Origin of the sequence: Enterobacter cloacae complex sp. P40C2 (genome assembly GCF_014930695.1) — a bacterium.
Classification (GTDB): Bacteria; Pseudomonadota; Gammaproteobacteria; order Enterobacterales; family Enterobacteriaceae; genus Enterobacter; species Enterobacter pasteurii.
Window position 1 is genome coordinate 218,897 of record NZ_JADBRP010000003.1, and the last position, 22,325, is coordinate 241,221.

The following is a 22,325-nucleotide window of genomic DNA, read 5'->3' on the forward strand; positions in this document are numbered from 1 at the left end:
TATCGTGCGGCAGAATTTCCAGTATAATAGCCGCCTTTTTTCATCCAGTTGTGACATACAGAAAGCTGCGACATCGTAGCCTGCGAGACAGGCGACAATCAGCCTGCGGCTAATTAAGGGATATCTCATGCGTACAGAATATTGCGGGCAGCTGCGTCAGTCCCACGTCGGGCAGCAGGTCACCCTGTGTGGTTGGGTCAATCGTCGTCGCGATCTTGGTAGCCTTATCTTTATTGATATGCGTGACCGCGAAGGTATCGTTCAGGTGTTCTTCGATCCGGATCGCGCTGATGCGCTGAAGCTGGCTTCTGAGCTGCGTAATGAGTTCTGCATTCAGGTTACGGGCACGGTACGCGCGCGTGACGAGAAAAACATCAACGCCGAGATGGCGACCGGTGCAATTGAAGTGCTGGCGTCCGATCTGACGATCATCAACCGCGCGGAAGCGTTGCCGCTGGACTCCAACCACGTCAACACTGAAGAAGCGCGTCTGAAATACCGTTACCTGGATCTGCGTCGTCCGGAGATGGCTCAGCGCCTGAAAACCCGTGCGAAAATCACCAGCCTGGTGCGCCGCTTTATGGATGACCACGGTTTCCTCGATATCGAAACCCCGATGCTGACCAAAGCCACGCCGGAAGGCGCGCGCGACTACCTGGTGCCATCCCGCGTTCATAAAGGCAAATTCTACGCGCTGCCGCAGTCACCACAGCTGTTCAAACAGCTGCTGATGATGTCCGGCTTCGACCGTTACTATCAGATCGTTAAATGCTTCCGCGACGAAGATCTGCGCGCTGACCGTCAGCCAGAATTTACCCAGATCGACGTGGAAACCTCCTTCATGACCGCCGAGCAGGTGCGTGAAGTGATGGAAGCGCTGGTGCGTAGCCTGTGGAACGACGTGAAGGGCGTTGAGCTGGGCGATTTCCCTATCATGACCTTCGCCGAAGCCGAGCGCCGCTACGGCTCCGACAAACCGGACCTGCGTAACCCGATGGAGCTGGTGGACGTGGCCGATCTGGTGAAAGCCGTTGAGTTCGCGGTGTTTGCAGGCCCGGCTAACGATCCGAAAGGCCGCGTGGCAGCCCTTCGCGTCCCAGGTGGCGCAGCGCTTAGCCGTAAGCAGATTGACGACTACGGCAGCTTCATCAAGATCTACGGCGCGAAAGGTCTGGCCTATATTAAAGTAACCGAGCGTGCAAAAGGTCTGGAAGGCATCACCAGCCCGGTGGCGAAGTTCCTGAACGCGGACATCGTGGAAGCGATCCTTGAGCGCACCGGCGCGCAGGACGGCGACATGATCTTCTTCGGCGCAGACAACAGGAAAATTGTTGCCGATGCGATGGGCGCGCTGCGTCTGAAGCTTGGCAAAGACCTGAACCTGACCGATGAAAGCAAATGGGCACCGCTGTGGGTTATCGACTTCCCGATGTTTGAAGACGACGGTGAAGGCGGCCTGACCGCGATGCACCACCCGTTCACCTCGCCAAAAGACATGACGGCGGCGGAGCTGAAAGCGGCACCGGAAGATGCAGTGGCTAATGCCTACGATATGGTTATCAACGGCTACGAAGTGGGCGGTGGTTCCGTGCGTATTCACAGCGGTGAAATGCAGCAGACCGTGTTCGGTATTCTGGGCATTAACGAGCAGGAGCAGCGCGAGAAGTTTGGCTTCCTGCTGGACGCGCTGAAGTACGGTACGCCTCCGCACGCGGGTCTGGCCTTCGGTCTTGACCGTCTGACCATGCTGCTGACCGGCACCGATAACATCCGTGACGTTATCGCCTTCCCGAAAACCACCGCAGCGGCGTGTCTGATGACCGAAGCACCAAGCTTTGCCAACCCGGCCGCGCTGGCCGAACTGGGCATTGAGGTGGTGAAGAAGGAAGAGAAAAACTGATATGGCATATAAGCGTCCCGTTTCGGTTCTGGTGGTCATTTATGCAGAAGATACGAAGCGGGTGCTGATGTTGCAGCGGCGCGACGATCCTGATTTCTGGCAGTCGGTTACCGGCAGCCTGGAGGACGGGGAGACCGCGCCGCAGGCCGCCGCGCGCGAAGTAAAGGAAGAGGTCACCATTGACGTTGCTCGCGAGCAACTGACCCTGAAGGACTGTCAGCGCACGGTGGAGTTTGAAATTTTTAGCCATTTACGTCATCGCTACGCGCCGGGAATTGAGCGCAACACGGAATCGTGGTTCTGCCTTGCGCTTCCCCATGAGCGGGAGATCGTGTTCACTGAACACCTGACCTACCGCTGGGTGGATGCGGCGGATGCCGCCGCACTGACCAAGTCATGGAGCAACCGGCAGGCGATTGAAGAATTTGTAATTAACGCTGCCTGAGAAGGCGCGATTTTTGGAGAACTTTTTATGGCAGGTCATAGTAAGTGGGCCAACACCAAACACCGTAAAGCGGCGCAGGATGCCAAACGCGGTAAAATCTTTACCAAAATCATTCGTGAGCTGGTAACAGCGGCGCGTCTGGGCGGCGGCGATCCGGCCTCTAACCCGCGCCTGCGTGCGGCGGTTGATAAAGCTCTGTCCAACAACATGACGCGCGACACCCTTAACCGTGCCATCGCGCGCGGCGTGGGCGGTGATGAAGACGCGAACATGGAAACCATCATTTATGAAGGTTACGGCCCTGGCGGTACGGCGGTCATGGTTGAATGCCTGTCAGACAACCGCAACCGTACCGTTGCGGAAGTGCGCCACGCGTTCACCAAAACCGGCGGTAACCTGGGCACTGACGGCTCCGTAGCCTACCTGTTCAGCAAAAAAGGCGTCATCTCCTTCGAGAAAGGCGACGAAGACGTCATCATGGAAGCGGCGCTGGAAGCGGGCGCGGAAGACGTGGTGACCTACGACGACGGTGCGATTGATGTTTACACCGCGTGGGAAGAGATGGGTGCCGTGCGCGATGCGCTGGAAGCGGCTGGCCTGAAGGCGGATAACGCTGAAGTGTCCATGATCCCGTCCACCAAAGCGGATATGGATGCGGAAACCGCACCGAAGCTGCTGCGTCTGATCGACATGCTCGAAGACTGCGACGACGTGCAGGAAGTGTATCACAACGGTGAAATCTCTGATGAGGTTGCAGCGACTCTCTGATGAGAGCGTTTAAATCCGTTAAAGGAGACGCGTGATGTCGATTATCCTCGGGATTGACCCCGGCTCACGCGTCACCGGTTATGGCGTTATTCGTCAGGTGGGACGCCAGCTAACCTATCTCGGCAGCGGCTGTATTCGCACCAAAGTGGACGATTTGCCGTCACGTCTGAAGCTCATTTATGCGGGCGTGTCGGAGATTATCACGCAGTTTCAGCCCGACTATTTCGCCATCGAGCAGGTCTTTATGGCGAAAAACGCGGACTCGGCCTTAAAGCTCGGCCAGGCTCGCGGCGTGGCGATTGTTGCCGCCGTAAACCAGGATCTGCCCGTGTTCGAGTACGCGGCCCGTCAGGTTAAGCAGACGGTGGTAGGGATTGGCAGCGCGGAGAAAAGTCAGGTTCAGCACATGGTGCGTACCCTGCTGAAGCTCCCCGCGAACCCGCAGGCCGATGCCGCCGACGCGCTGGCAATTGCGATTACCCACTGCCACGTCAGCCAGAACGCGATGCAGATGAGCGAGTCGCGGCTCAATCTGGCGCGAGGCAGGTTACGATAATCAGAAATCAGGCTGGATGTTTATCCAGCCTTTTTTTATTATGTCGTAAATCAAAAATTTTCCAGAACGCAGGAGCGTCACGTGATAGGCAGACTCAGAGGCATCATCATTGAAAAACAACCCCCGTTAGTGCTGCTGGAAGTGGGCGGCGTGGGCTATGAAGTCCATATGCCGATGACCTGCTTCTACGAGCTGCCGGACGCGGGCAAAGAGGCTACCGTCTTTACCCAGTTTGTGGTGCGTGAAGACGCTCAGCTGCTGTACGGCTTCAACAACAAACAGGAACGCACCCTGTTCCGCGAGCTGATTAAAACCAACGGCGTCGGGCCGAAGCTGGCGCTGGCGATTTTATCCGGCATGTCGGCCCCGCAGTTTGTGAAGGCCGTTGAGCGTGAAGATCCCGCGGCGCTGATTAAGCTCCCGGGCATCGGCAAGAAAACCGCCGAGCGCCTGATCGTCGAGATGAAAGACCGCTTTAAGGGGCTGCATGGCGATCTGTTCACCCCGGCCGCCGACCTGGTGCTCACCTCTCCAGGCGCGCCTGCGACTGACGACGATGCCGAGCAGGAAGCGGTTGCCGCGCTGGTGGCGCTGGGCTATAAACCTCAGGAGGCCAGCCGGATGGTGAGCAAAATCGCTAAACCGGATGCCAGCAGTGAAACCCTGATTCGTGAAGCGCTGCGCGCTGCATTGTGAGGTAAAGGATGATTGAAGCAGACCGCCTGGTATCGGCAGGCACCATTCAGCCAGATGACGTGGTGGATCGGGCGATCCGCCCGAAGCTGCTGGATGAGTACATCGGCCAGCCGCAGGTACGCTCTCAGATGGAGATTTTCATCCAGGCGGCAAAGCTGCGCGGCGATGCGCTCGATCACCTGCTGATTTTCGGTCCGCCGGGGTTAGGTAAAACAACCCTCGCGAATATCGTCGCCAACGAAATGGGCGTAAATCTGCGCACCACTTCCGGCCCGGTGCTTGAGAAAGCAGGGGATCTGGCGGCGATGCTGACCAACCTCGAGCCGCACGACGTGCTGTTCATCGATGAAATCCACCGCCTGTCGCCGGTGGTGGAGGAAGTGCTCTATCCGGCGATGGAAGATTACCAGCTGGATATCATGATTGGAGAAGGGCCGGCCGCGCGCTCTATTAAAATCGATCTGCCGCCGTTTACCCTGATTGGCGCCACGACGCGCGCCGGATCGCTGACCTCTCCGCTGCGCGACCGTTTTGGTATCGTGCAGCGCCTGGAGTTTTATCAGGTACCCGATCTTCAGCATATTGTGGGCCGCAGCGCGCGCTACATGGGGCTGGATATGAGCGAAGAGGGGGCGTTTGAAGTGGCGAAGCGTTCCCGCGGTACCCCGCGTATCGCCAACCGTCTGCTGCGTCGCGTACGTGACTTTGCCGAGGTGAAGCACGATGGCACCATCTCGGCCGAGATTGCCGCCCAGGCGCTGGATATGCTGAACGTGGATGCTGAAGGCTTTGACTATATGGACCGTAAGCTGCTGCTGGCGGTGCTGGACAAGTTCTTTGGCGGGCCGGTGGGGCTGGATAACCTCGCGGCGGCGATTGGCGAAGAGCGTGAGACAATTGAAGATGTGCTGGAGCCCTATCTGATCCAGCAGGGCTTCCTGCAGCGTACGCCGCGTGGGCGTATGGCGACGGTGCGGGCGTGGAATCACTTCGGGATTACGCCACCGGCAATGCCGTAGCGTTCTGTTCCCTCTCCCGTGGGAGAGGGGCAGGGTGAAGGCATCAGCGCCCTCGAGGTCAGCTTGCCGTCTTCTTCATCATGCTGAAAATGAACAGCACCGCCGCGCAGAGCACCACCGACGGCCCCGCGGGCGTGTCGTAAAACGCCGAGAAGGTTAACCCCCCCGTCACCGCAATCATCCCGATAATCACCGCAATCCCCGCCATCTGTTCCGGCGTACGGGCAAAACGACGCGCCGTGGCGGCAGGGATGATCAGCAGCGACGTAATGATTAGCGCGCCGACAAACTTCATCGCCACGCCGATGGTTAACGCCGTGACCAGCATCAGCAGGAGCTTCACGCGCTGAAGCTTCACGCCGTCGACAAAGGCCAGATCCGGGCTGACGGTCATCGCCAGCAGGTTTCGCCACTGCCACAGCAGAATACCCAGCACCACCACCACGCCGATGGCTATCGACATCAGATCCTCTGGCGTGACGGCCAGCAGATCGCCGAACAGGTAGGCCATCAGGTCAACGCGGATGTTGGCCATCAGGCTCACCACCACCAGCCCCAGCGACAGGGCGCTGTGTGCCATAATCCCGAGCAGGGTATCGATGGCGAGGTGAGGGCGCTTTTCCAGCCAGACCAGGCCGCCGGCCAGCAGGAGCGTGACGACAATGACGGCATAAAACGGATTCACGTCCAGCAGCAGTCCAAACGCGACGCCCAGCAGCGAGGCGTGGGCCAGCGTGTCGCCAAAGTAGGACATTCTGCGCCATACCACAAACGACCCGAGCGGACCTGCGGCGCACGCGAGCATAATCCCGGCCAGCCAGCCGGGCAGTAACAGTTCAATCATGAGTGTCCATTTCCCCGACGCAGGACAATTCGTCCCTGTAAATCATGGCGGTGATTGTGATTATGACGATAGATGCCCAGCTGTTCGGCGCCGCGATGGCCAAACATGGAGATAAATTCCGGATGCATAGAAACCACTTCCGGCGTGCCGGAACAGCAAATGTGATGGTTCAGGCACAGCACTTCGTCGGTTTTGGCCATCACCAGGTGCAGGTCATGGGAAACCATCAGCACCGCACAGTTAAGCTCCCGGCGCAGCTGGTCGATCAAATCGTACAGCGCCACCTGGCCGTTAACGTCAACACCCTGGGTGGGTTCGTCCAGCACCAGCAGCTGAGGGCTGCTGAGCAGGGCGCGGGCAAGCAGGACGCGCTGGGTTTCACCCCCCGAGAGTTTTTGCAAAGGGGCATCGACGAGATGGCCCGCCTGAACGCGCTTCAGTGCCGGAAGGATATCCGCTTTACGGGTGCCGGGACGCAGGCGCAGGAAGCGGCTTACCGTCAGCGGCAGCGTGGCGTCGAGATGCAGCTTTTGCGGCACATAGCCGATACGCAATTTATCTTCGCGGACAATCACCCCTTCATCAGGCGCAACCAGGCCTAACACGACGCGCACCAGCGTTGATTTACCCGCCCCGTTAGGGCCGAGCAGCGTCAGTATTTTGCCGGGCTTCAGATTCAGCGACACGTCAGAAAGGACGCGGCGCTGGCCGAACGAGACCGAAACATTTTCAAGAGAAACTAAAGTCGTCATGTCAATTTAAGCTTGCAGAAGTTATCGAATGTTATAATATCACATTCCACGCATTCATTACGATGATTAGTCGCATTATGTTACAGAAAAATACGCTTCTTTTCGCAGCTTTATCCGCTGCACTTTGGGGGACAACCGCACAAGATGTTAACGCTGCCGTTGTCGCTTCGCTTAAACCGCTTGGCTTTATCGCCGCTGCCATCGCTGATGGGGTAACGGAAACGCAGGTGCTGCTGCCTGACGGCGCCTCGGAGCATGATTACTCCCTGCGCCCGTCGGATGTAAAACGCTTACAGAACGCGGACTTAGTCGTCTGGATTGGTCCGGAGATGGAAGCCTTCATGCAAAAGTCGGCCAGTAAGGTCCCGGCAAATAAACAGGTCGCCATTGCCGGGTTGTCCGGTGTAAAACCGCTGCTCATGAAAGGGGCCGATGACGACGGTGACGAACACGACCACGGGCATGCTCACGACGAAAAAGGTGACGACCATCACCATCACGGTGAGTACAACATGCATCTCTGGCTTTCCCCAGAGATAGCGCGGCTTTCAGCGGTTGCAATCCACGACAAATTAGTGGAACTTATGCCGCAAAGTCGAGTCCAACTCGACGCCAACCTGAAGGATTTTGAGGCTCAGCTAGCCGCAACCGACAAACAGGTGGGTAACGAGCTCGCACCGCTTAAAGGAAAAGGGTATTTCGTTTTTCATGATGCTTACGGCTATTACGAGAAACATTACGGTCTGACCCCGCTGGGACACTTTACCGTCAACCCCGAAATTCAGCCTGGTGCGCAGCGTTTACATGAAATCAGAACACAGCTGGTTGAGCAAAAAGCGACGTGCGTTTTTGCTGAGCCACAGTTCAGGCCAGCGGTCGTAGAAGCCGTGGCCAGGGGAACATCCGTGCGCATGGGAACCCTTGACCCGCTAGGTACGAACATCCAGTTGAGCAAAGCGAGCTATTCGCAGTTCCTCAGCCAACTGGCGAATCAGTATGCGAGCTGCCTGAAAGGAGATTAACGAGGAAGTGAATACGTGCAACAGATAGCCCGCTCTGTCGCCCTGGCATTTAACAATCTGCCTCGACCCCACCGCGTTATGCTGGGGTCACTTACCGTTCTCACATTAGCGGTCGCCGTATGGCGACCCTATGTTTACCACCCGAGTTCTGCCCCTATCATCAAAACCATCGAACTGGAAAAGAGCGAAATTCGCTCTCTGCTGCCTGAGGCCAGCGAGCCTATCGACCAGGCTGCTCAGGAAGATGAAGCCATTCCTCAGGACGAGCTGGACGACAAAATCCAGAACGAAGCCGGCATTCATGAATATGTTGTTTCTACTGGCGATACGCTGAGCAGCGTTCTGAACCAGTACGGTATCGACATGGGCAACATCAGCCAGCTTGCTGCATCTGACAAAGAGCTGCGTAACCTGAAAATCGGTCAGCAGCTTTCCTGGACCTTAACCCCTGACGGCGACCTGCAGCGCCTCACCTGGGAAATGTCCCGTCGCGAAACCCGCACCTACGATCGCACCGCAAACGGTTTCAAAATGACCAGCGAAATGCAGCAGGGCGACTGGGTTAACAGCGTGATGAGCGGAACCGTTGGCGGCAGCTTTGTTTCCAGCGCCCGCGACGCCGGCCTGACCAGCGCTGAAATCAGCTCGGTAATTAAAGCCATGCAGTGGCAGATGGATTTCCGCAAGCTGAAGAAAGGCGATCGCTTCTCCGTGCTGATGTCTCGCGAAATGCTGGACGGTAAGCGTGAACAGAGCCAGCTGGTGGGCGTGCGCCTGCGTTCCGATGGCAAAGACTACTACGCGATCCGCGCGGAAGACGGCAAGTTCTATGACCGCAGCGGTACCGGTCTGGCAAAAGGCTTCCTGCGTTTCCCGACGGCTAAACAGTTCCGTGTCTCCTCCAACTTCAATCCGCGTCGTCTGAACCCGGTCACCGGACGCGTTGCGCCGCACCGTGGCGTTGACTTCGCAATGCCGCAGGGCACGCCGGTGCTGGCGGTAGGGGATGGTGAAGTGGTGATGGCTAAGCGCAGCGGCGCTGCCGGGTACTACGTTGCCATTCGTCACGGCCGTACGTACACCACCCGCTATATGCACCTGCGCAAGCTGCTGGTCAAGCCGGGCCAGAAGGTGAAGCGCGGTGACCGCATCGCGCTGTCCGGTAATACCGGTCGTTCGACCGGCCCGCACCTGCACTATGAAGTGTGGATCAACCAGCAGGCGGTTAACCCGCTCACGGCGAAACTGCCGCGCACCGAAGGGCTGACCGGCAAAGATCGTAAAGATTATCTGGCGCAGGTGAAAGAGGTTATGCCGCAGCTGCGCTTCGACTAAGCCTTCCGTATGTGAATAAAGCCGGCGTCAGTGTGCGCCGGCTTTTTCTTTTGTACGAGGACCGCTGCCTCGCTACACTATCTGCATAATTTTTTGCGTCACCAGACCCTGGAACCCGCATGGAAACCAAAAAAAACAATATTGAGTACATTCCCGAGTTTGAAAAATCCTTTCGCCACCCGCGTAACTGGGGCGCCTGGCTTGGCGTTTACGCGTTTGCCGGCATGGCGCTGCTGCCTGCTTCGGTCCGCGATCCGGTGCTCGGCACCGTGGGACGCCTTGCGGGCCGCCTGGGAAAAAGCGCGCGCCGCCGTGCGCAAATTAACCTGCTGTACTGTTTCCCGGATAAAAGCGACGCCGAACGCGAGGCCATCATTGATGCTATGTATACCACCGCGCCACAGGCGATGGCGATGATGGCGGAGCTGGCGCTGAAGGGGCCTGAGAAGATCGTCGGCCGCGTTGACTGGAAGGGGCTGGAGATCATTAACGAGATGCGTCGCAACGACGAGAAGGTGATTTTCCTGGTGCCGCACGGCTGGGGCGTCGACATTCCGGCGATGCTAATGGCCTCGCAAGGACAAAAGATGGCGGCGATGTTCCATAACCAGGGTAACAAAATCTACGATTTCGTCTGGAATACCGTGCGCCGTCGCTTTGGCGGACGCTTGCATGCCCGTAACGATGGGATTAAACCCTTCATTCAGTCTGTACGTCAGGGCTACTGGGGCTACTACCTGCCCGATCAGGATCACGGCCCGGAGCACAGCGAATTTGTCGATTTCTTCGCAACCTATAAGGCAACGCTGCCCGCGATTGGCCGCCTGATGAAGGTCTGCCGCGCCCGGGTGATCCCGCTGTTCCCGGTTTATGACGGTAAAACGCATCGACTGAGCATTGAGGTTCGTCCGCCGATGGACGACCTGCTGACCGCAGACGATCGCACCATTGCACGTCGTATGAATGAAGAGGTGGAGCTGCTGGTGGGGCCGCACAAGGAGCAGTATACGTGGATCCTGAAGCTGCTTAAAACACGTAAACCGGGCGAAACGGAGCCGTACAAGCGTAAAGAGCTTTTCCCGAAGAAATAGAAAACCCTCACCTTATCCCTCTCCCCCTTAGGGGAGAGGGGATCGGATCTTACTCTACGGTCAGTACGCGAGTGGTATTGGTTGAGCCGATGGTGCTCATCACGTCGCCCTGCGTCACGATGACGATATCACCCGATACCAGGTAGCCTTTGTCGCGAAGCAGGTTCACCGCATCGTGCGCCGCGGCCACGCCGTCGTTGGTGCTGTCGAAATGCACGGGCGTAACGCCGCGGTACAGCGCCGTCAGGTTCAGCGTACGCTCGTGGCGGGACATTGCGAAGATCGGCAGGCCGGAGCTGATACGGGACGTCATCAGCGCGGTGCGGCCGGATTCGGTCATGGTGATGATCGCCGTAACCCCTTTCAGGTGGTTGGCGGCATACATCGCGGACATCGCGATTGCTTCTTCCACATTGTCGAACTGAATATCCAGGCGGTGCTTGGAGACGTTAATGCTTGGGATCTTCTCTGCACCCAGACAGACGCGCGCCATTGCGGCTACGGTTTCCGCCGGATACTGGCCCGCAGCGGTTTCTGCTGACAGCATCACCGCATCGGTACCGTCCAGCACGGCGTTGGCCACGTCCATGACTTCCGCACGGGTAGGCATCGGGTTGGTGATCATGGATTCCATCATCTGGGTAGCGGTGATCACCGCACGGTTCAGCTGACGCGCGCGACGGATCAGCGCTTTCTGGATGCCGACCAGCTCAGGGTCGCCAATTTCCACGCCAAGGTCACCACGGGCAACCATCACCACGTCAGACGCCAGGATCACGTCGTCCATCGCGTCCTGATCGCATACGGCTTCAGCGCGTTCAACTTTGGCAACGATTTTCGCATCGCAGCCTGCATCGCGCGCCAGGCGGCGGGCATAGTTCAGGTCTTCGCCGCAGCGCGGGAAGGAGACGGCCAGGTAATCCACGCCAATCTGCGCTGCGGTGACGATATCCGCTTTGTCTTTATCGGTCAGCGCTTCGGCAGACAGGCCACCGCCGAGCTTGTTAATGCCTTTGTTGTTGGAGAGCGGGCCGCCGACGGTCACTTCGGTGAACACCTTCATGCCCTGAACTTCCAGCACTTTCAGCTGCACGCGGCCATCGTCCAGCAGCAGGATGTCGCCTGGCACAACGTCAGCAGGCAGGCCCTTATAGTCGATACCCACTTTCTCTTTATCGCCTTCGCCTTTGCTCAGGTTGGCATCCAGCAGGAATTTATCGCCGATGTTGAGGAAGACTTTGCCTTCTTTGAAGGTCGATACGCGAATTTTTGGACCCTGGAGGTCACCGAGGATAGCAACGTGGCGGCCCAGTTTTGCCGCGATTTCACGCACTTTGTCGGCACGTAACTTATGGTCTTCTGGCGTACCGTGAGAGAAGTTCATACGCACCACGTTGGCGCCCGCGGCGATAATCTTTTCGAGGTTATTATCGCGGTCGGTGGCCGGGCCTAAGGTGGTGACGATCTTGGTTCTGCGAAGCCTTCTGGACATGTAATACTCCGTTGACTGAAACAACTTTGGTGTTGCGTGAACATTGAATCGATCTTCATCTATCGCAAGGCAGTAGCGAGCGGACCGAATGCCGTAAATCGTACATCGTAGTTATTAGGGAACATCGCTCTTTATAAGCAATTCTTTATCAAAACGCGATTCTTTCAGGGCTTCCTTGACCCGCTTCAAGTTATCCCGGAATTTTGCGCCCCGGCGTAAGGTAAAACCGGTCGCCAGCACGTCGATGACCGTCAGCTGCGCCAGGCGGGAGACCATCGGCATGTACATGTCGGTGTCCTCCGGCACGTCCAGCGTAATGGCGAGCGTTGCTTCGCGCGCCAGCGGGGTGCCTGCTGTCGTCAGGGCGATCACCATAGCATCGTTGTCGCGCGCGAGCTGCGCCAGCTCTACCTGGCTCTTGGTGCGACCGGTGTGCGAGATGAGAACGACCACATCGTCTTCGCTACAGTTCATACAGCTCATGCGTTGCAGCACAATGTCATCGGAGTAAATCACCGGCACGTTGAAGCGAAAGAACTTGTTCATCGCGTCATGGGCCACGGCAGCGGACGAGCCGAGGCCAAAGAAGGCAATCCGCTTGGCCTGGGTGAGCAGATCGACCGCACGGTTAACTGAACTCATCTCAAGCGACTGACGAACGTGGTCGAGGGTGGCCATGGCCGATTCAAATATTTTCGCCGTGTAGGCATCAACGCTGTCGTCTTCATCCACATTGCGATTAACATACGGGGTGCCGTTTGCCAGACTTTGGGCCAGATGCAGTTTAAAATCAGGAAAGCCGCGGGTGTCCAGACTACGACAGAATCGATTTACCGTCGGTTCGCTGACGCCCGATTCCTGAGCCAGAGCGGCGATGCTTGAATGAATCGCCTGAGCGGGAGCGGCGAGAATAACTTCAGCCACTTTGCGCTCGGATTTGCTAAGGTGTTCCAGTTGAAACTGGATTTTTTCCAGCATGTTCATTGTTAACAAGACGCTTGTGGGGGCAGAAACGATTTCATTAATAGATGAAATCCTGAGTCGATGTAGCCGATATTACCCCCGGGATTCCCGAAAGGGTAATCGTCGACAAGAAATGTTGTTGTTTTTTTTCATTACTTGATCGATGTCGGGTTTTACTGTGGCCGCGTTGCGCAAAGAATCGACGTTTGTTGCGTCATTGGGTCGCTGCTTACGCCTGACCGGCGAAAAATCGCCGTATCGCACGCGACGTTAAGCGCTAATGGTTTCAGGAAACTCGTAAAAGCAGTACAGTGCATTGTAATAAAATTACAACGATACCTGGCAGAGTACCAGGGGATCTAACTGAGGAGAATGACATGGCGGTAACGCAAACAGCCCAGGCATGTGACCTGGTCATTTTCGGCGCGAAAGGCGATCTTGCACGCCGGAAATTGCTGCCTTCCCTGTATCAGCTGGAAAAAGCGGGCCAGATCCATCCCGACACCCGTATTCTGGGGGTAGGGCGCGCCGACTGGGATAAGGAAGCTTATACCAAAGTGGTGCGCGAGGCGCTCGAAACGTTCATGAAGGAGAAAATTGATGAAAGCCTGTGGGATACGCTGAGCGGGCGCCTCGATTTCTGCAACCTGGACGTGAACGACGTAAGCGCCTTCACCCGTCTGGGCGACATGCTGGACCAGAAAAATCGCGTCACCATTAACTATTTCGCGATGCCGCCAAGCACCTTCGGCGCCATCTGCAAAGGCCTGGGCGAAGCGAAGCTGAACGCCAAGCCGGCGCGCGTCGTGATGGAAAAACCGCTGGGCACCTCGCTTTCAACCTCCCGTGAAATCAACGACCAGGTGGGCGAGTACTTCGAAGAGTGCCAGGTCTACCGTATTGACCACTACCTGGGGAAAGAGACGGTACTGAACCTGCTGGCGCTGCGTTTTGCCAACTCCCTGTTCGTGAACAACTGGGACAACCGCACTATCGACCACGTGGAAATCACCGTGGCGGAAGAGGTGGGTATCGAAGGCCGCTGGGGCTACTTCGACCAGGCAGGCCAGATGCGCGACATGATTCAGAACCACCTGCTGCAAATCCTGTGCATGATTGCCATGTCTCCACCGTCGGATCTGACGGCAGACAGCATCCGTGACGCCAAGGTAAAAGTACTGAAATCCCTGCGCCGCATTGACCGCTCCAACGTGCGCGAGAAAACCGTGCGCGGCCAGTACACCGCAGGCTTTGCTCAGGGTAAAAAAGTGCCGGGCTACCTGGAAGAAGAGGGCGCGAATAAGTCCAGCAACACGGAAACGTTTGTGGCGATCCGCGTGGATATCGACGACTGGCGCTGGGCCGGCGTTCCGTTCTACCTGCGTACCGGTAAACGTCTGCCTGCGAAATGCTCCGAAGTGGTGGTCTACTTCAAAAACCCGGAACTGAACCTGTTCAAGGAGTCCTGGCAGGAGCTGCCGCAGAACAAGCTGACCATCCGTCTGCAGCCGGACGAGGGTGTGGATATTCAGATCCTGAACAAGGTGCCGGGCCTCGATCACAAGCACAATCTGCAAACCACCAAGCTGGATCTGAGCTACTCCGAAACTTTTAACCAGACGCACCTGGCCGATGCTTACGAGCGTCTGCTGCTGGAAACCATGCGCGGCATTCAGGCGCTGTTCGTTCGTCGCGATGAGGTGGAAGAGGCGTGGAAGTGGGTCGACTCAATTACCGAAGCCTGGGCTGCCGATCAGGACGCGCCAAAACCGTATCAGGCGGGAACGTGGGGTCCTGTCGCCTCCGTTGCGATGATCACCCGCGATGGCCGCTCCTGGAACGAGTTTGAGTAAATCGTCCTCTAGCCCGAAGGTGTTATTTTACCGGTAACATGATCTAACACAGCAACGGGCACAATTTTTAATCTTTTAAGCTCCGCGTGGATTCACCCGCGGGGCTTTTTTTATTACACTGCCGGAAGACATTTTGCCCCTGTGCTCCGGACACCAGGCGTTTCAGCGTTGTTAACCATCGCCAGAGACTATGTAAACTCCCGAGCCCGGACAGATAAATTAGAGGAGCTTTTATGAATCCGACATTGTTACGCGTAACACAACGCATTATTGAGCGCTCGAAAGAGACCCGTTCAGCCTACCTTGCCCGCATCGAACAGGCGAAGAGCGAAACGGTTCACCGATCGCAGCTGGCATGCGGCAATCTGGCCCACGGCTTTGCGGCCTGCCAGCCCGGTGATAAAGACGCGCTGAAGAGCATGCTGCGTAACAATATCGCCATCATTACCTCCTATAACGACATGCTCTCTGCGCACCAGCCGTATGAGGTCTACCCGACTATCATCCGCAACGCGCTGCACAGCGTAAACGCGGTGGGGCAGGTTGCGGGCGGCGTGCCGGCCATGTGCGACGGCGTAACCCAGGGGCAGGACGGTATGGAGCTGTCGCTGCTGAGCCGCGAGGTGATCGCCATGTCGGCGGCGGTTGGCCTGTCTCACAATATGTTCGATGGCGCGCTCTATCTGGGCGTCTGCGATAAAATCGTCCCCGGCCTGGTGATGGCCGCGCTGTCGTTTGGCCATCTGCCCGCGATTTTTGTGCCGTCAGGCCCGATGGCAAGCGGTTTGCCGAATAAAGAAAAAGTCCGTATCCGCCAGCTGTACGCTGAAGGGAAAGCGGATCGTCAGGCGCTGCTGGAAGCGGAAGCCGCGTCCTACCACGCCCCGGGCACCTGTACCTTCTACGGTACGGCTAACACCAACCAGATGGTGGTGGAGTTCATGGGGATGCAGCTTCCGGGCTCGTCGTTCATCCAGCCGGATGCGCCACTGCGTAAAGCGCTGACCGAAGCCGCGGCCCGTCAGGTGACGCGTCTTACCGGCAACGGTAACGAGTGGATGCCGATGGGCAAAATGGTGGATGAAAAAGTCATCGTTAACGGTATTGTCGCCCTGCTGGCGACCGGCGGCTCAACCAACCACACCATGCACCTTGTCGCGATGGCGCGCGCGGCGGGCATTCTGATCAACTGGGATGACTTCTCCGATATCTCGTCCGTGGTGCCGCTGATGGCGCGCCTGTACCCGAACGGTCCGGCTGACATCAACCACTTCCAGGCGGCAGGCGGGGTGCCAGTGCTGATGCGCGAGCTGCTGAAGGGCGGGCTGCTGCATGAGGACGTGAACACGGTGGCGGGCTTTGGCCTGCACCGCTATATCCTGGAGCCGTGGCTGAACAACGGTGAGCTGGACTGGCGCGAAGGGGCGAGCCACTCTCTCGATCCGCAGGTCATCGCAACCTTCGAACAGCCGTTCTCTCCTCACGGCGGCACTAAGGTGCTGAGCGGCAACCTTGGCCGTGCGGTGATGAAAACCTCTGCCGTGCCGGAAGAGAACCAGGTTATCGAGGCGCCGGCGGTAGTGTTTGAAAGCCAGCATGACGTTTTACCTGCCTTTGAAGCAGGGCTGCTTGATAAAGACTGCGTGGTTGTAGTACGCCATCAGGGGCCAAAAGCGAACGGAATGCCAGAATTACATAAACTTATGCCGCCGCTTGGTGTATTATTGGACCGCCGTTTCAAAATTGCGCTGGTGACCGATGGACGCCTCTCGGGTGCGTCCGGTAAAGTGCCTTCTGCTATCCACGTCACTCCGGAAGCCTACGACGGTGGCTTGCTGGCGAAAGTGCGCGATGGTGACACGATCCGCGTTAACGGTCAGACAGGCGAGTTAACCCTGCTGGTGGATGAGGCCGAGCTGGCGGCACGTCAGCCGCACATTCCTGACCTGAGCGCGTCGCGCGTGGGCACCGGACGCGAAATGTTTGGCGCGCTGCGTGAGAAACTCTCCGGCGCGGAGCAGGGCGCAACCTGTATTACGTTTTAAGACGACTTGATTTTAACGATCTGGCGAGAGAAAACTCTGATGAAAAACTGGAAAACAAGTGCAGAAGCAATCCTGACCACTGGCCCTGTCGTGCCGGTTATCGTGGTGAATAAGCTGGAGCACGCCGTACCTATGGCGAAAGCGCTGGTTGCAGGCGGCGTTCGCGTTCTGGAAGTGACCCTGCGTACTGCCTGCGCGATGGACGCGATCCGCGCTATCGCGAAAGAAGTGCCGGAAGCCATTATCGGTGCGGGCACCGTTCTGAACGCGCAGCAGCTGGCGGAAGTGACCGAAGCGGGCGCGCAGTTTGCCATCAGCCCGGGCCTGACCGAGCCGCTGCTGAAAGCGGCAACCGAGGGCACCATTCCGCTGATCCCGGGTATCAGCACCGTCTCTGAGCTGATGCTGGGTATGGACTACGGTCTGAAAGAGTTCAAGTTCTTCCCGGCGGAAGCCAACGGCGGCACCAAAGCGCTACAGGCGATTGCGGGTCCCTTCTCACAGGTGCGTTTCTGCCCGACGGGCGGCATCTCTCCGGCCAACTACCGCGACTACCTGGCGCTGAAAAGCGTGCTGTGCATCGGTGGCTCCTGGCTGGTTCCGGCGGACGCGCTGGAAGCGGGCGACTGGGATCGCATCACTAAGCTGGCTCGCGAAGCGGTTGAAGGCGCGAAGCAGTAAGCCTTTTGCCGACCTGCAAACTAAAAACGGGCCTGATGGCCCGTTTTTTTTATCCTTCGACCTTCACGGCTGCGGCGGCCGCTTTCGCCCTCGAGACGGCCTCGTCTACGGTATTACCCGTCGCTAAGGCCACGCCCAGACGACGGGTGCCGTCGATCTCCGGTTTACCAAACAGTCGGACCTGCATCCCGGCGCCAACCGCCCCTTCGACGTTATCAAAGGTGACGTTCTGGCTGGTCAACTGCGGCAGAATAACCGCTGATGCCGCCGGGCCGTACTGGCGGATGCCGCCAACCGGCAGGCCGAGGAAGGCGCGTACGTGCAGCGCGAACTCGGAGAGATCCTGCGAAATCAGCGTAACCATTCCGGTATCGTGCGGGCGAGGGGAGACTTCGCTGAAAATCACCTCGTCACCGCATACAAACAGCTCGACGCCGAACAGGCCATAGCCCCCAAGGGCCAGCACCGTCTTGCGGGCGATTTCCCGCGCGCGCTCCAGCGCCAGGGCGCTCATCTGCTGCGGCTGCCAGGATTCGCGATAATCGCCGTCTTCCTGGCGATGGCCAATCGGATCGCAGAAATGGACGCCGTCCACGGCGCTGACGGTCAACAGGGTAATTTCAAAATCAAACTTCACCACGCCTTCCACGATGACGCGACCGGCCCCGGCACGACCGCCCTGCTGGGCATAGTCCCAGGCCATGTCCAGCGTGCTGCTGTCGCGGATAAAGCTCTGCCCTTTGCCGGAGGAGCTCATCACGGGCTTAACGATGCACGGGTAGCCAATTTCTTCAACGGCCTGAATAAACCCGGCTTTATCGCCGGCAAAACGGTAGCTGGAGGTCGGAAGCTGCAGCTCCTCGGCTGCCAGACGACGTATACCTTCGCGGTTCATGGTCAGTTTTGCCGCCTTAGCACAGGGCACCACGCGCTGTCCCTCCTGCTCAAGGGCGATCAGCATATCGGTGGCAATGGCTTCAATCTCCGGTACCACGAAATCCGGCTTTTCCCCGGCAATTAACGCGCGCAGGGCGTTACCGTCAAGCATGTCGATAACGTGCGAGCGGTGAGCAACGTGCATGGCAGGTGCATCCTTATAACGATCAACCGCAATCACCTCAACGCCCAAACGCTGGCACTCAATGGCCACTTCTTTTCCCAGTTCGCCCGATCCTAACAGCATGACGCGCGTCGCGGCAGGACGCAGCGCAGTTCCTAAACGAGTCATAAAAATCCCCCTGAAAACGATGCGGGCAGTATAAACGAAAACGTTTGCGTCTGTCTTGTCCGTGACCGCCGCGGCAGGCGAGAAATTTGCGCTTCTTTAGCACTGACAGACATTTCCTGACACCTGCTCGCTTAGGCTGTGAACGTTAAGCACCGTTACGTGAGGAAAAATATGTCAGGCTGGATGAATCAACTGCAATCCCTGTTGGGACAAAAAGGCTCGTCGTCCGGCGAGCAGGGGCTAAGCAAGCTGCTGGTGCCGGGCGCGCTCGGCGGGCTGGCCGGTTTGCTGGTCGCCAATAAATCATCGCGCAAGCTGCTCACTAAATACGGCACCGGCGCGCTGCTGGCGGGCGGAGGGGCCATTGCGGGCTCCGTTTTGTGGAACAAATATAAAGACAAGGTGCGCAGCGCGCATCAGGATGAACCGCAGTACGGAAACCAGGTGTCGCCGTTAGATTTACGCACCGAGCGGCTGCTCCTCGCGCTGGTGTTTGCGGCCAAAAGCGACGGCCATATCGACGATAACGAACGCGCCGCGATTGACCAGCAGATGCGCGAAGCGGGCGTTGAGGAGCAGGGCAGGGCGCTGGTGGCGAAAGCTATCGAACAGCCGCTCGATCCGCAGCGCCTGGCGCAGGGCGTAAAAAACGAAGAAGAGGCGCTGGAACTCTACTTCCTGAGCTGTGCCGCCATCGACATCGACCACTTTATGGAGCGAAGCTACCTGAACGCGCTGGGCGATGCGCTGAAGATCCCGCAGGACGTTCGCGAGGGCATCGAGAAGGATATCCAGCAGCAGAAACAGGCGCTTGTGGGCTAGGAGGCCATGTTTCGCTTGCATCATGCGCGCGTTTTGCCAACCTTATAGGATGTAAAACGAAAAAGTAAGAATGCCATGCCTCCAAAAGCCCGACGTACTCCTTATGCGATCGTCACGCATGGCGATACGCGTATAGATAACTACTACTGGCTGCGGGACGACTCTCGTTCCCGGCCAGAAGTGCTCGACTATCTGCACGAAGAAAACGACTATGGCCGGAAGGTCATGGCCACCCAGCAGGCGCTTCAGGATAGGCTGCTGAATGAAATGGTGCAGCGTATCCCCCAGCGCGATATCTCCGCCCCGTGGACTAAAAACGGCTATCGCTATCGCCATATCTATGAACCCGGAAACGAGTATCCCATCTACCAGCGACAGTCGGTGCTGAGCGCCGAGTGGGACGAATGGGATATACTGCTGGATGCCAACAGGCGCGCGGCCCACAGCGAGTTTTACACCCTGGGCGGCATGTCGATCTCACCGGATAACGCCATTATGGCGCTGGCTGAGGATTACCTCTCCCGCCGCCAGTACGGGTTGCGTTTTCGCAATCTCGAAACGGGAAACTGGTATCCCGAGATGCTGGAAAATGTCTCCCCGGATTTCGTCTGGGGCAACGATTCGGAAACGGTCTACTACGTTAAAAAGCATGCCTCAACGCTGCTGCCTTACCAGGTGTGGCGTCATACGGTAGGGACCGATTCCGCCGACGATGAACTGGTCTACGAGGAAAAAGACGAAACGTTCTACGTCAGCCTGCATAAAACGTCATCGCGCCACTACGTGATTATTTTCCTCTCCAGCGCCACGACATCCGAAGTGCTGCTGCTGGATGCCGAACTGCCGGATGCGCAGCCTTTGTGCTTCCTGCCGCGCCGTAAAGATCATGAGTACAGCCTCGATCACTTCCAGCACAGCTTTTACCTGCGCTCCAACCGGGAGGGCAAAAACTTTGGTCTCTATAAAACCAAAGTACGCGATGAACGCAAGTGGGAAGTGTTAATTCCCGCGCGCGATCAGGTAATGCTTGAGGGCTTTACCCTGTTCACCGACTGGCTGGTGGTGGAGGAGCGCCAGCGCGGGCTGACCAGTATCCGCCAGATCAACCGCAAAACCCGCGAGGTGGTGGGCATTGCGTTTGACGATCCGGCCTACGTGACGTGGATTGGCTTTAACCCGGAACCGGAATCGTCACGTCTGCGGTACGGATATTCCTCCATGACCACTCCGGATACGCTGTTTGAGCTGGATATGGATACCGGGCAGCGTCAGGTGATTAAGCAGGCGGAGGTCAGAGGGTTCGAGTCGGAAAACTACCGCAGCGAGCACCTGTGGGTGACCGCGCGCGACGGCGTTGAAGTCCCCGTGTCCCTCGTCTATCACAAGGACCACTTCAGCAAGGGCAAAAACCCCATTCTGGTCTACGGCTACGGCTCTTACGGATCCAGCATGGATGCCGATTTCAGCAGCAGCAGGCTGAGCCTGCTCGACCGCGGCTTTGTCTATGCCATCGCCCATATTCGCGGCGGCGGCGAGCTTGGGCAGCACTGGTACGAAGACGGTAAATTCCTCAAAAAGAAAAACACCTTTAATGATTACCTTGACGTCTGCGACGCGCTGATCGCGCAGGGGTATGGCGATCCGCAGCTCTGCTTTGGCATGGGGGGCAGCGCGGGCGGAATGTTAATGGGGGCCGTAATCAACCAGCGTCCCGAACGTTTTAAGGGGGTTATCGCCCAGGTGCCGTTTGTGGACGTGGTGACGACCATGCTGGACGAGTCCATACCGCTGACGACCGGCGAGTTCGAGGAGTGGGGTAACCCGCAGGATGAAACGTATTACCGGTACATGAAGGAGTACAGCCCCTACGATAACGTCGAGGCGAAAGCCTACCCGCACATGCTGGTGACCACCGGCCTGCACGATTCGCAGGTCCAGTACTGGGAGCCCGCGAAATGGGTGGCGAAGCTGCGCGAGCTGAAAACCGACGATAACCTGCTGCTGCTGTGTACCGACATGGACTCCGGGCACGGCGGTAAGTCAGGGCGATTTAAATCGTACGAAGGGGTGGCGCTGGAGTACGCCTTTTTGATTGGCCTGGCGCAGGGTACGCTGCCAGGCCATGCGGGAACTCAGGCTTCGCCTAAGTAATGCTTCAGCGTCAGGCGCAGTTCCGGGCTCATTCTGTCGAGGTTGTTATACAGCCAGCGCAGGTAGCCCGGATCCTTATCCGCAACTTCCGCCACCGGTTTTCCACGATATTTACCGAACGTGAAGGTGGTCAGGAGCGCGGGACGCCCGGTAATGGTTGCCATATCATCCGGCGTCCAGCCAGAGGTATTCATGATGTCTATCAGCAACGCGGCGGTGATGTAGCAGTCATACAGGGCCCGGTGATGATGCAGCCCCTCCGGCGTCCGCACGCTGAGCTTGCGTGACTTATACAGCGCCATATTGCTGTACTTGATCCCCGGCCACAGGCGGCGCGCCAGCTTCATGGTGCAAATCCACTCGCCGGGCATTTCCGGCAGCACGCGGCGGTCAAAGCTGGCGTTGTGCGCCACGTACCACTGACTGCCGTGATAGTGAGGAATGATCTCTTCAATCCACGGCTTGTCCGCCACCATCGACTCCGTAATGCGATGAATGGCCATCGCCTGCGCGCTGATGGGGCGATCTGGCCGCACCAGGTGACTCATCGGGTTGACTATCTTTCCGTCAATCACGTCGACGGAAGCGACTTCCACAATTCCACCCTGCAAATCGCAAGTTTCGGTATCGATAACGCGCAGCATCGATCGCTCCTGATCCTA

General features: G+C 57.7%; 20 protein-coding genes. 14 read left to right on the forward strand and 6 right to left on the reverse strand.

The window, feature by feature from the left end:
• Positions 1-127: 127 nt before the first annotated feature.
• The 6 genes from aspS to ruvB all read left to right on the forward strand — a co-directional run bounded on the left by aspS (position 128) and on the right by ruvB (position 5,384).
• Positions 128-1,900 carry an aspartate--tRNA ligase gene (aspS, locus tag IM304_RS08745; RefSeq protein WP_176610037.1) on the forward strand — a complete coding sequence of 591 codons (1,773 nt, stop codon included), beginning with the start codon at positions 128-130 and terminating at the stop codon, positions 1,898-1,900.
• 1 nt (position 1,901) lies between these two features.
• Positions 1,902-2,345 carry a dihydroneopterin triphosphate diphosphatase gene (gene nudB / locus IM304_RS08750; RefSeq protein ID WP_148418076.1) on the forward strand — a complete coding sequence of 148 codons (444 nt, stop codon included), beginning with the start codon at positions 1,902-1,904 and terminating at the stop codon, positions 2,343-2,345.
• A gap of 27 nt (positions 2,346-2,372) precedes the next feature.
• Positions 2,373-3,113: a YebC/PmpR family DNA-binding transcriptional regulator gene (locus tag IM304_RS08755; RefSeq protein WP_006176049.1), complete on the forward strand. Its 741-nt coding sequence runs from the start codon at positions 2,373-2,375 to the stop codon at positions 3,111-3,113.
• Positions 3,114-3,147: 34 nt separating this feature from the next.
• Positions 3,148-3,669 (forward strand): crossover junction endodeoxyribonuclease RuvC, encoded by a 522-nt coding sequence (gene ruvC / locus IM304_RS08760; protein ID WP_003859749.1) that lies wholly within the window; start codon positions 3,148-3,150, stop codon positions 3,667-3,669.
• 81 nt (positions 3,670-3,750) lie between these two features.
• Positions 3,751-4,365: a Holliday junction branch migration protein RuvA gene (gene ruvA, locus IM304_RS08765; protein ID WP_193354647.1), complete on the forward strand. Its 615-nt coding sequence runs from the start codon at positions 3,751-3,753 to the stop codon at positions 4,363-4,365.
• Positions 4,366-4,373: 8 nt separating this feature from the next.
• Positions 4,374-5,384 (forward strand): Holliday junction branch migration DNA helicase RuvB, encoded by a 1,011-nt coding sequence (gene ruvB, locus IM304_RS08770; RefSeq protein ID WP_003859753.1) that lies wholly within the window; start codon positions 4,374-4,376, stop codon positions 5,382-5,384.
• Positions 5,385-5,442: 58 nt separating this feature from the next.
• Here ruvB and znuB read toward each other — a convergent pair whose 3' ends face one another.
• Positions 5,443-6,228 carry a zinc ABC transporter permease subunit ZnuB gene (znuB, locus tag IM304_RS08775; protein ID WP_148418073.1) on the reverse strand — a complete coding sequence of 262 codons (786 nt, stop codon included), beginning with the start codon at positions 6,226-6,228 and terminating at the stop codon, positions 5,443-5,445.
• A complete protein-coding gene (gene znuC, locus IM304_RS08780; protein WP_148418072.1) occupies positions 6,225-6,980 on the reverse strand; it encodes a zinc ABC transporter ATP-binding protein ZnuC in 756 nt (251 codons plus the stop codon). Before znuC ends, znuB begins: the two co-directional genes overlap by 4 nt.
• A gap of 77 nt (positions 6,981-7,057) precedes the next feature.
• Between znuC and znuA the strand changes: the two genes are divergently transcribed.
• The 3 genes from znuA (at position 7,058) to lpxM (ending at position 10,428) form a co-directional block, all read left to right on the forward strand.
• Entirely contained in the window at positions 7,058-8,002 is a 945-nt protein-coding gene (gene znuA, locus IM304_RS08785; RefSeq protein ID WP_148418071.1) for a zinc ABC transporter substrate-binding protein ZnuA, read from the forward strand.
• Positions 8,003-8,017: 15 nt separating this feature from the next.
• A complete protein-coding gene (mepM, locus tag IM304_RS08790; RefSeq protein ID WP_148418070.1) occupies positions 8,018-9,337 on the forward strand; it encodes a murein DD-endopeptidase MepM in 1,320 nt (439 codons plus the stop codon).
• 119 nt (positions 9,338-9,456) lie between these two features.
• A complete protein-coding gene (gene lpxM / locus IM304_RS08795; RefSeq protein ID WP_193354646.1) occupies positions 9,457-10,428 on the forward strand; it encodes a lauroyl-Kdo(2)-lipid IV(A) myristoyltransferase in 972 nt (323 codons plus the stop codon).
• 49 nt (positions 10,429-10,477) lie between these two features.
• On the opposite strand, the gene pyk is transcribed toward lpxM, so the two are convergent.
• The gene (gene pyk / locus IM304_RS08800; protein ID WP_010432595.1) at positions 10,478-11,920 is read right to left on the reverse strand and encodes a pyruvate kinase; all 1,443 of its coding nucleotides are present in this window, start codon (positions 11,918-11,920) and stop codon (positions 10,478-10,480) included.
• 114 nt (positions 11,921-12,034) lie between these two features.
• The gene (locus tag IM304_RS08805; RefSeq protein WP_148418286.1) at positions 12,035-12,904 is read right to left on the reverse strand and encodes a MurR/RpiR family transcriptional regulator; all 870 of its coding nucleotides are present in this window, start codon (positions 12,902-12,904) and stop codon (positions 12,035-12,037) included.
• 356 nt (positions 12,905-13,260) lie between these two features.
• Between IM304_RS08805 and zwf the strand changes: the two genes are divergently transcribed.
• The 3 genes from zwf to kdgA all read left to right on the forward strand — a co-directional run bounded on the left by zwf (position 13,261) and on the right by kdgA (position 17,462).
• On the forward strand, positions 13,261-14,736 hold the full coding sequence (gene zwf, locus IM304_RS08810) for a glucose-6-phosphate dehydrogenase (RefSeq protein ID WP_148418068.1): 1,476 nt from the start codon (positions 13,261-13,263) through the stop codon (positions 14,734-14,736).
• Between the two features lie 233 nt (positions 14,737-14,969).
• A complete protein-coding gene (gene edd, locus IM304_RS08815) occupies positions 14,970-16,781 on the forward strand; it encodes a phosphogluconate dehydratase (protein ID WP_193354645.1) in 1,812 nt (603 codons plus the stop codon).
• Positions 16,782-16,820: 39 nt separating this feature from the next.
• Entirely contained in the window at positions 16,821-17,462 is a 642-nt protein-coding gene (gene kdgA, locus IM304_RS08820; protein ID WP_023300441.1) for a bifunctional 4-hydroxy-2-oxoglutarate aldolase/2-dehydro-3-deoxy-phosphogluconate aldolase, read from the forward strand.
• Positions 17,463-17,511: 49 nt separating this feature from the next.
• On the opposite strand, the gene purT is transcribed toward kdgA, so the two are convergent.
• Positions 17,512-18,690: a formate-dependent phosphoribosylglycinamide formyltransferase gene (gene purT / locus IM304_RS08825; RefSeq protein ID WP_193354644.1), complete on the reverse strand. Its 1,179-nt coding sequence runs from the start codon at positions 18,688-18,690 to the stop codon at positions 17,512-17,514.
• Positions 18,691-18,861: 171 nt separating this feature from the next.
• On the opposite strand from purT, the gene IM304_RS08830 reads away from it, so the two are divergent.
• The gene (locus tag IM304_RS08830) at positions 18,862-19,512 is read left to right on the forward strand and encodes a tellurite resistance TerB family protein (RefSeq protein WP_148418065.1); all 651 of its coding nucleotides are present in this window, start codon (positions 18,862-18,864) and stop codon (positions 19,510-19,512) included.
• A gap of 75 nt (positions 19,513-19,587) precedes the next feature.
• Positions 19,588-21,663: an oligopeptidase B gene (gene ptrB / locus IM304_RS08835; RefSeq protein ID WP_148418064.1), complete on the forward strand. Its 2,076-nt coding sequence runs from the start codon at positions 19,588-19,590 to the stop codon at positions 21,661-21,663.
• Here the strand turns inward: ptrB and exoX are convergent.
• Positions 21,645-22,307, reverse strand: a complete 663-nt coding sequence (gene exoX, locus IM304_RS08840) for an exodeoxyribonuclease X (protein WP_148418063.1) — start codon at positions 22,305-22,307, stop codon at positions 21,645-21,647. The genes ptrB and exoX overlap by 19 nt on opposite strands.
• Positions 22,308-22,325 lie beyond the last annotated feature (18 nt).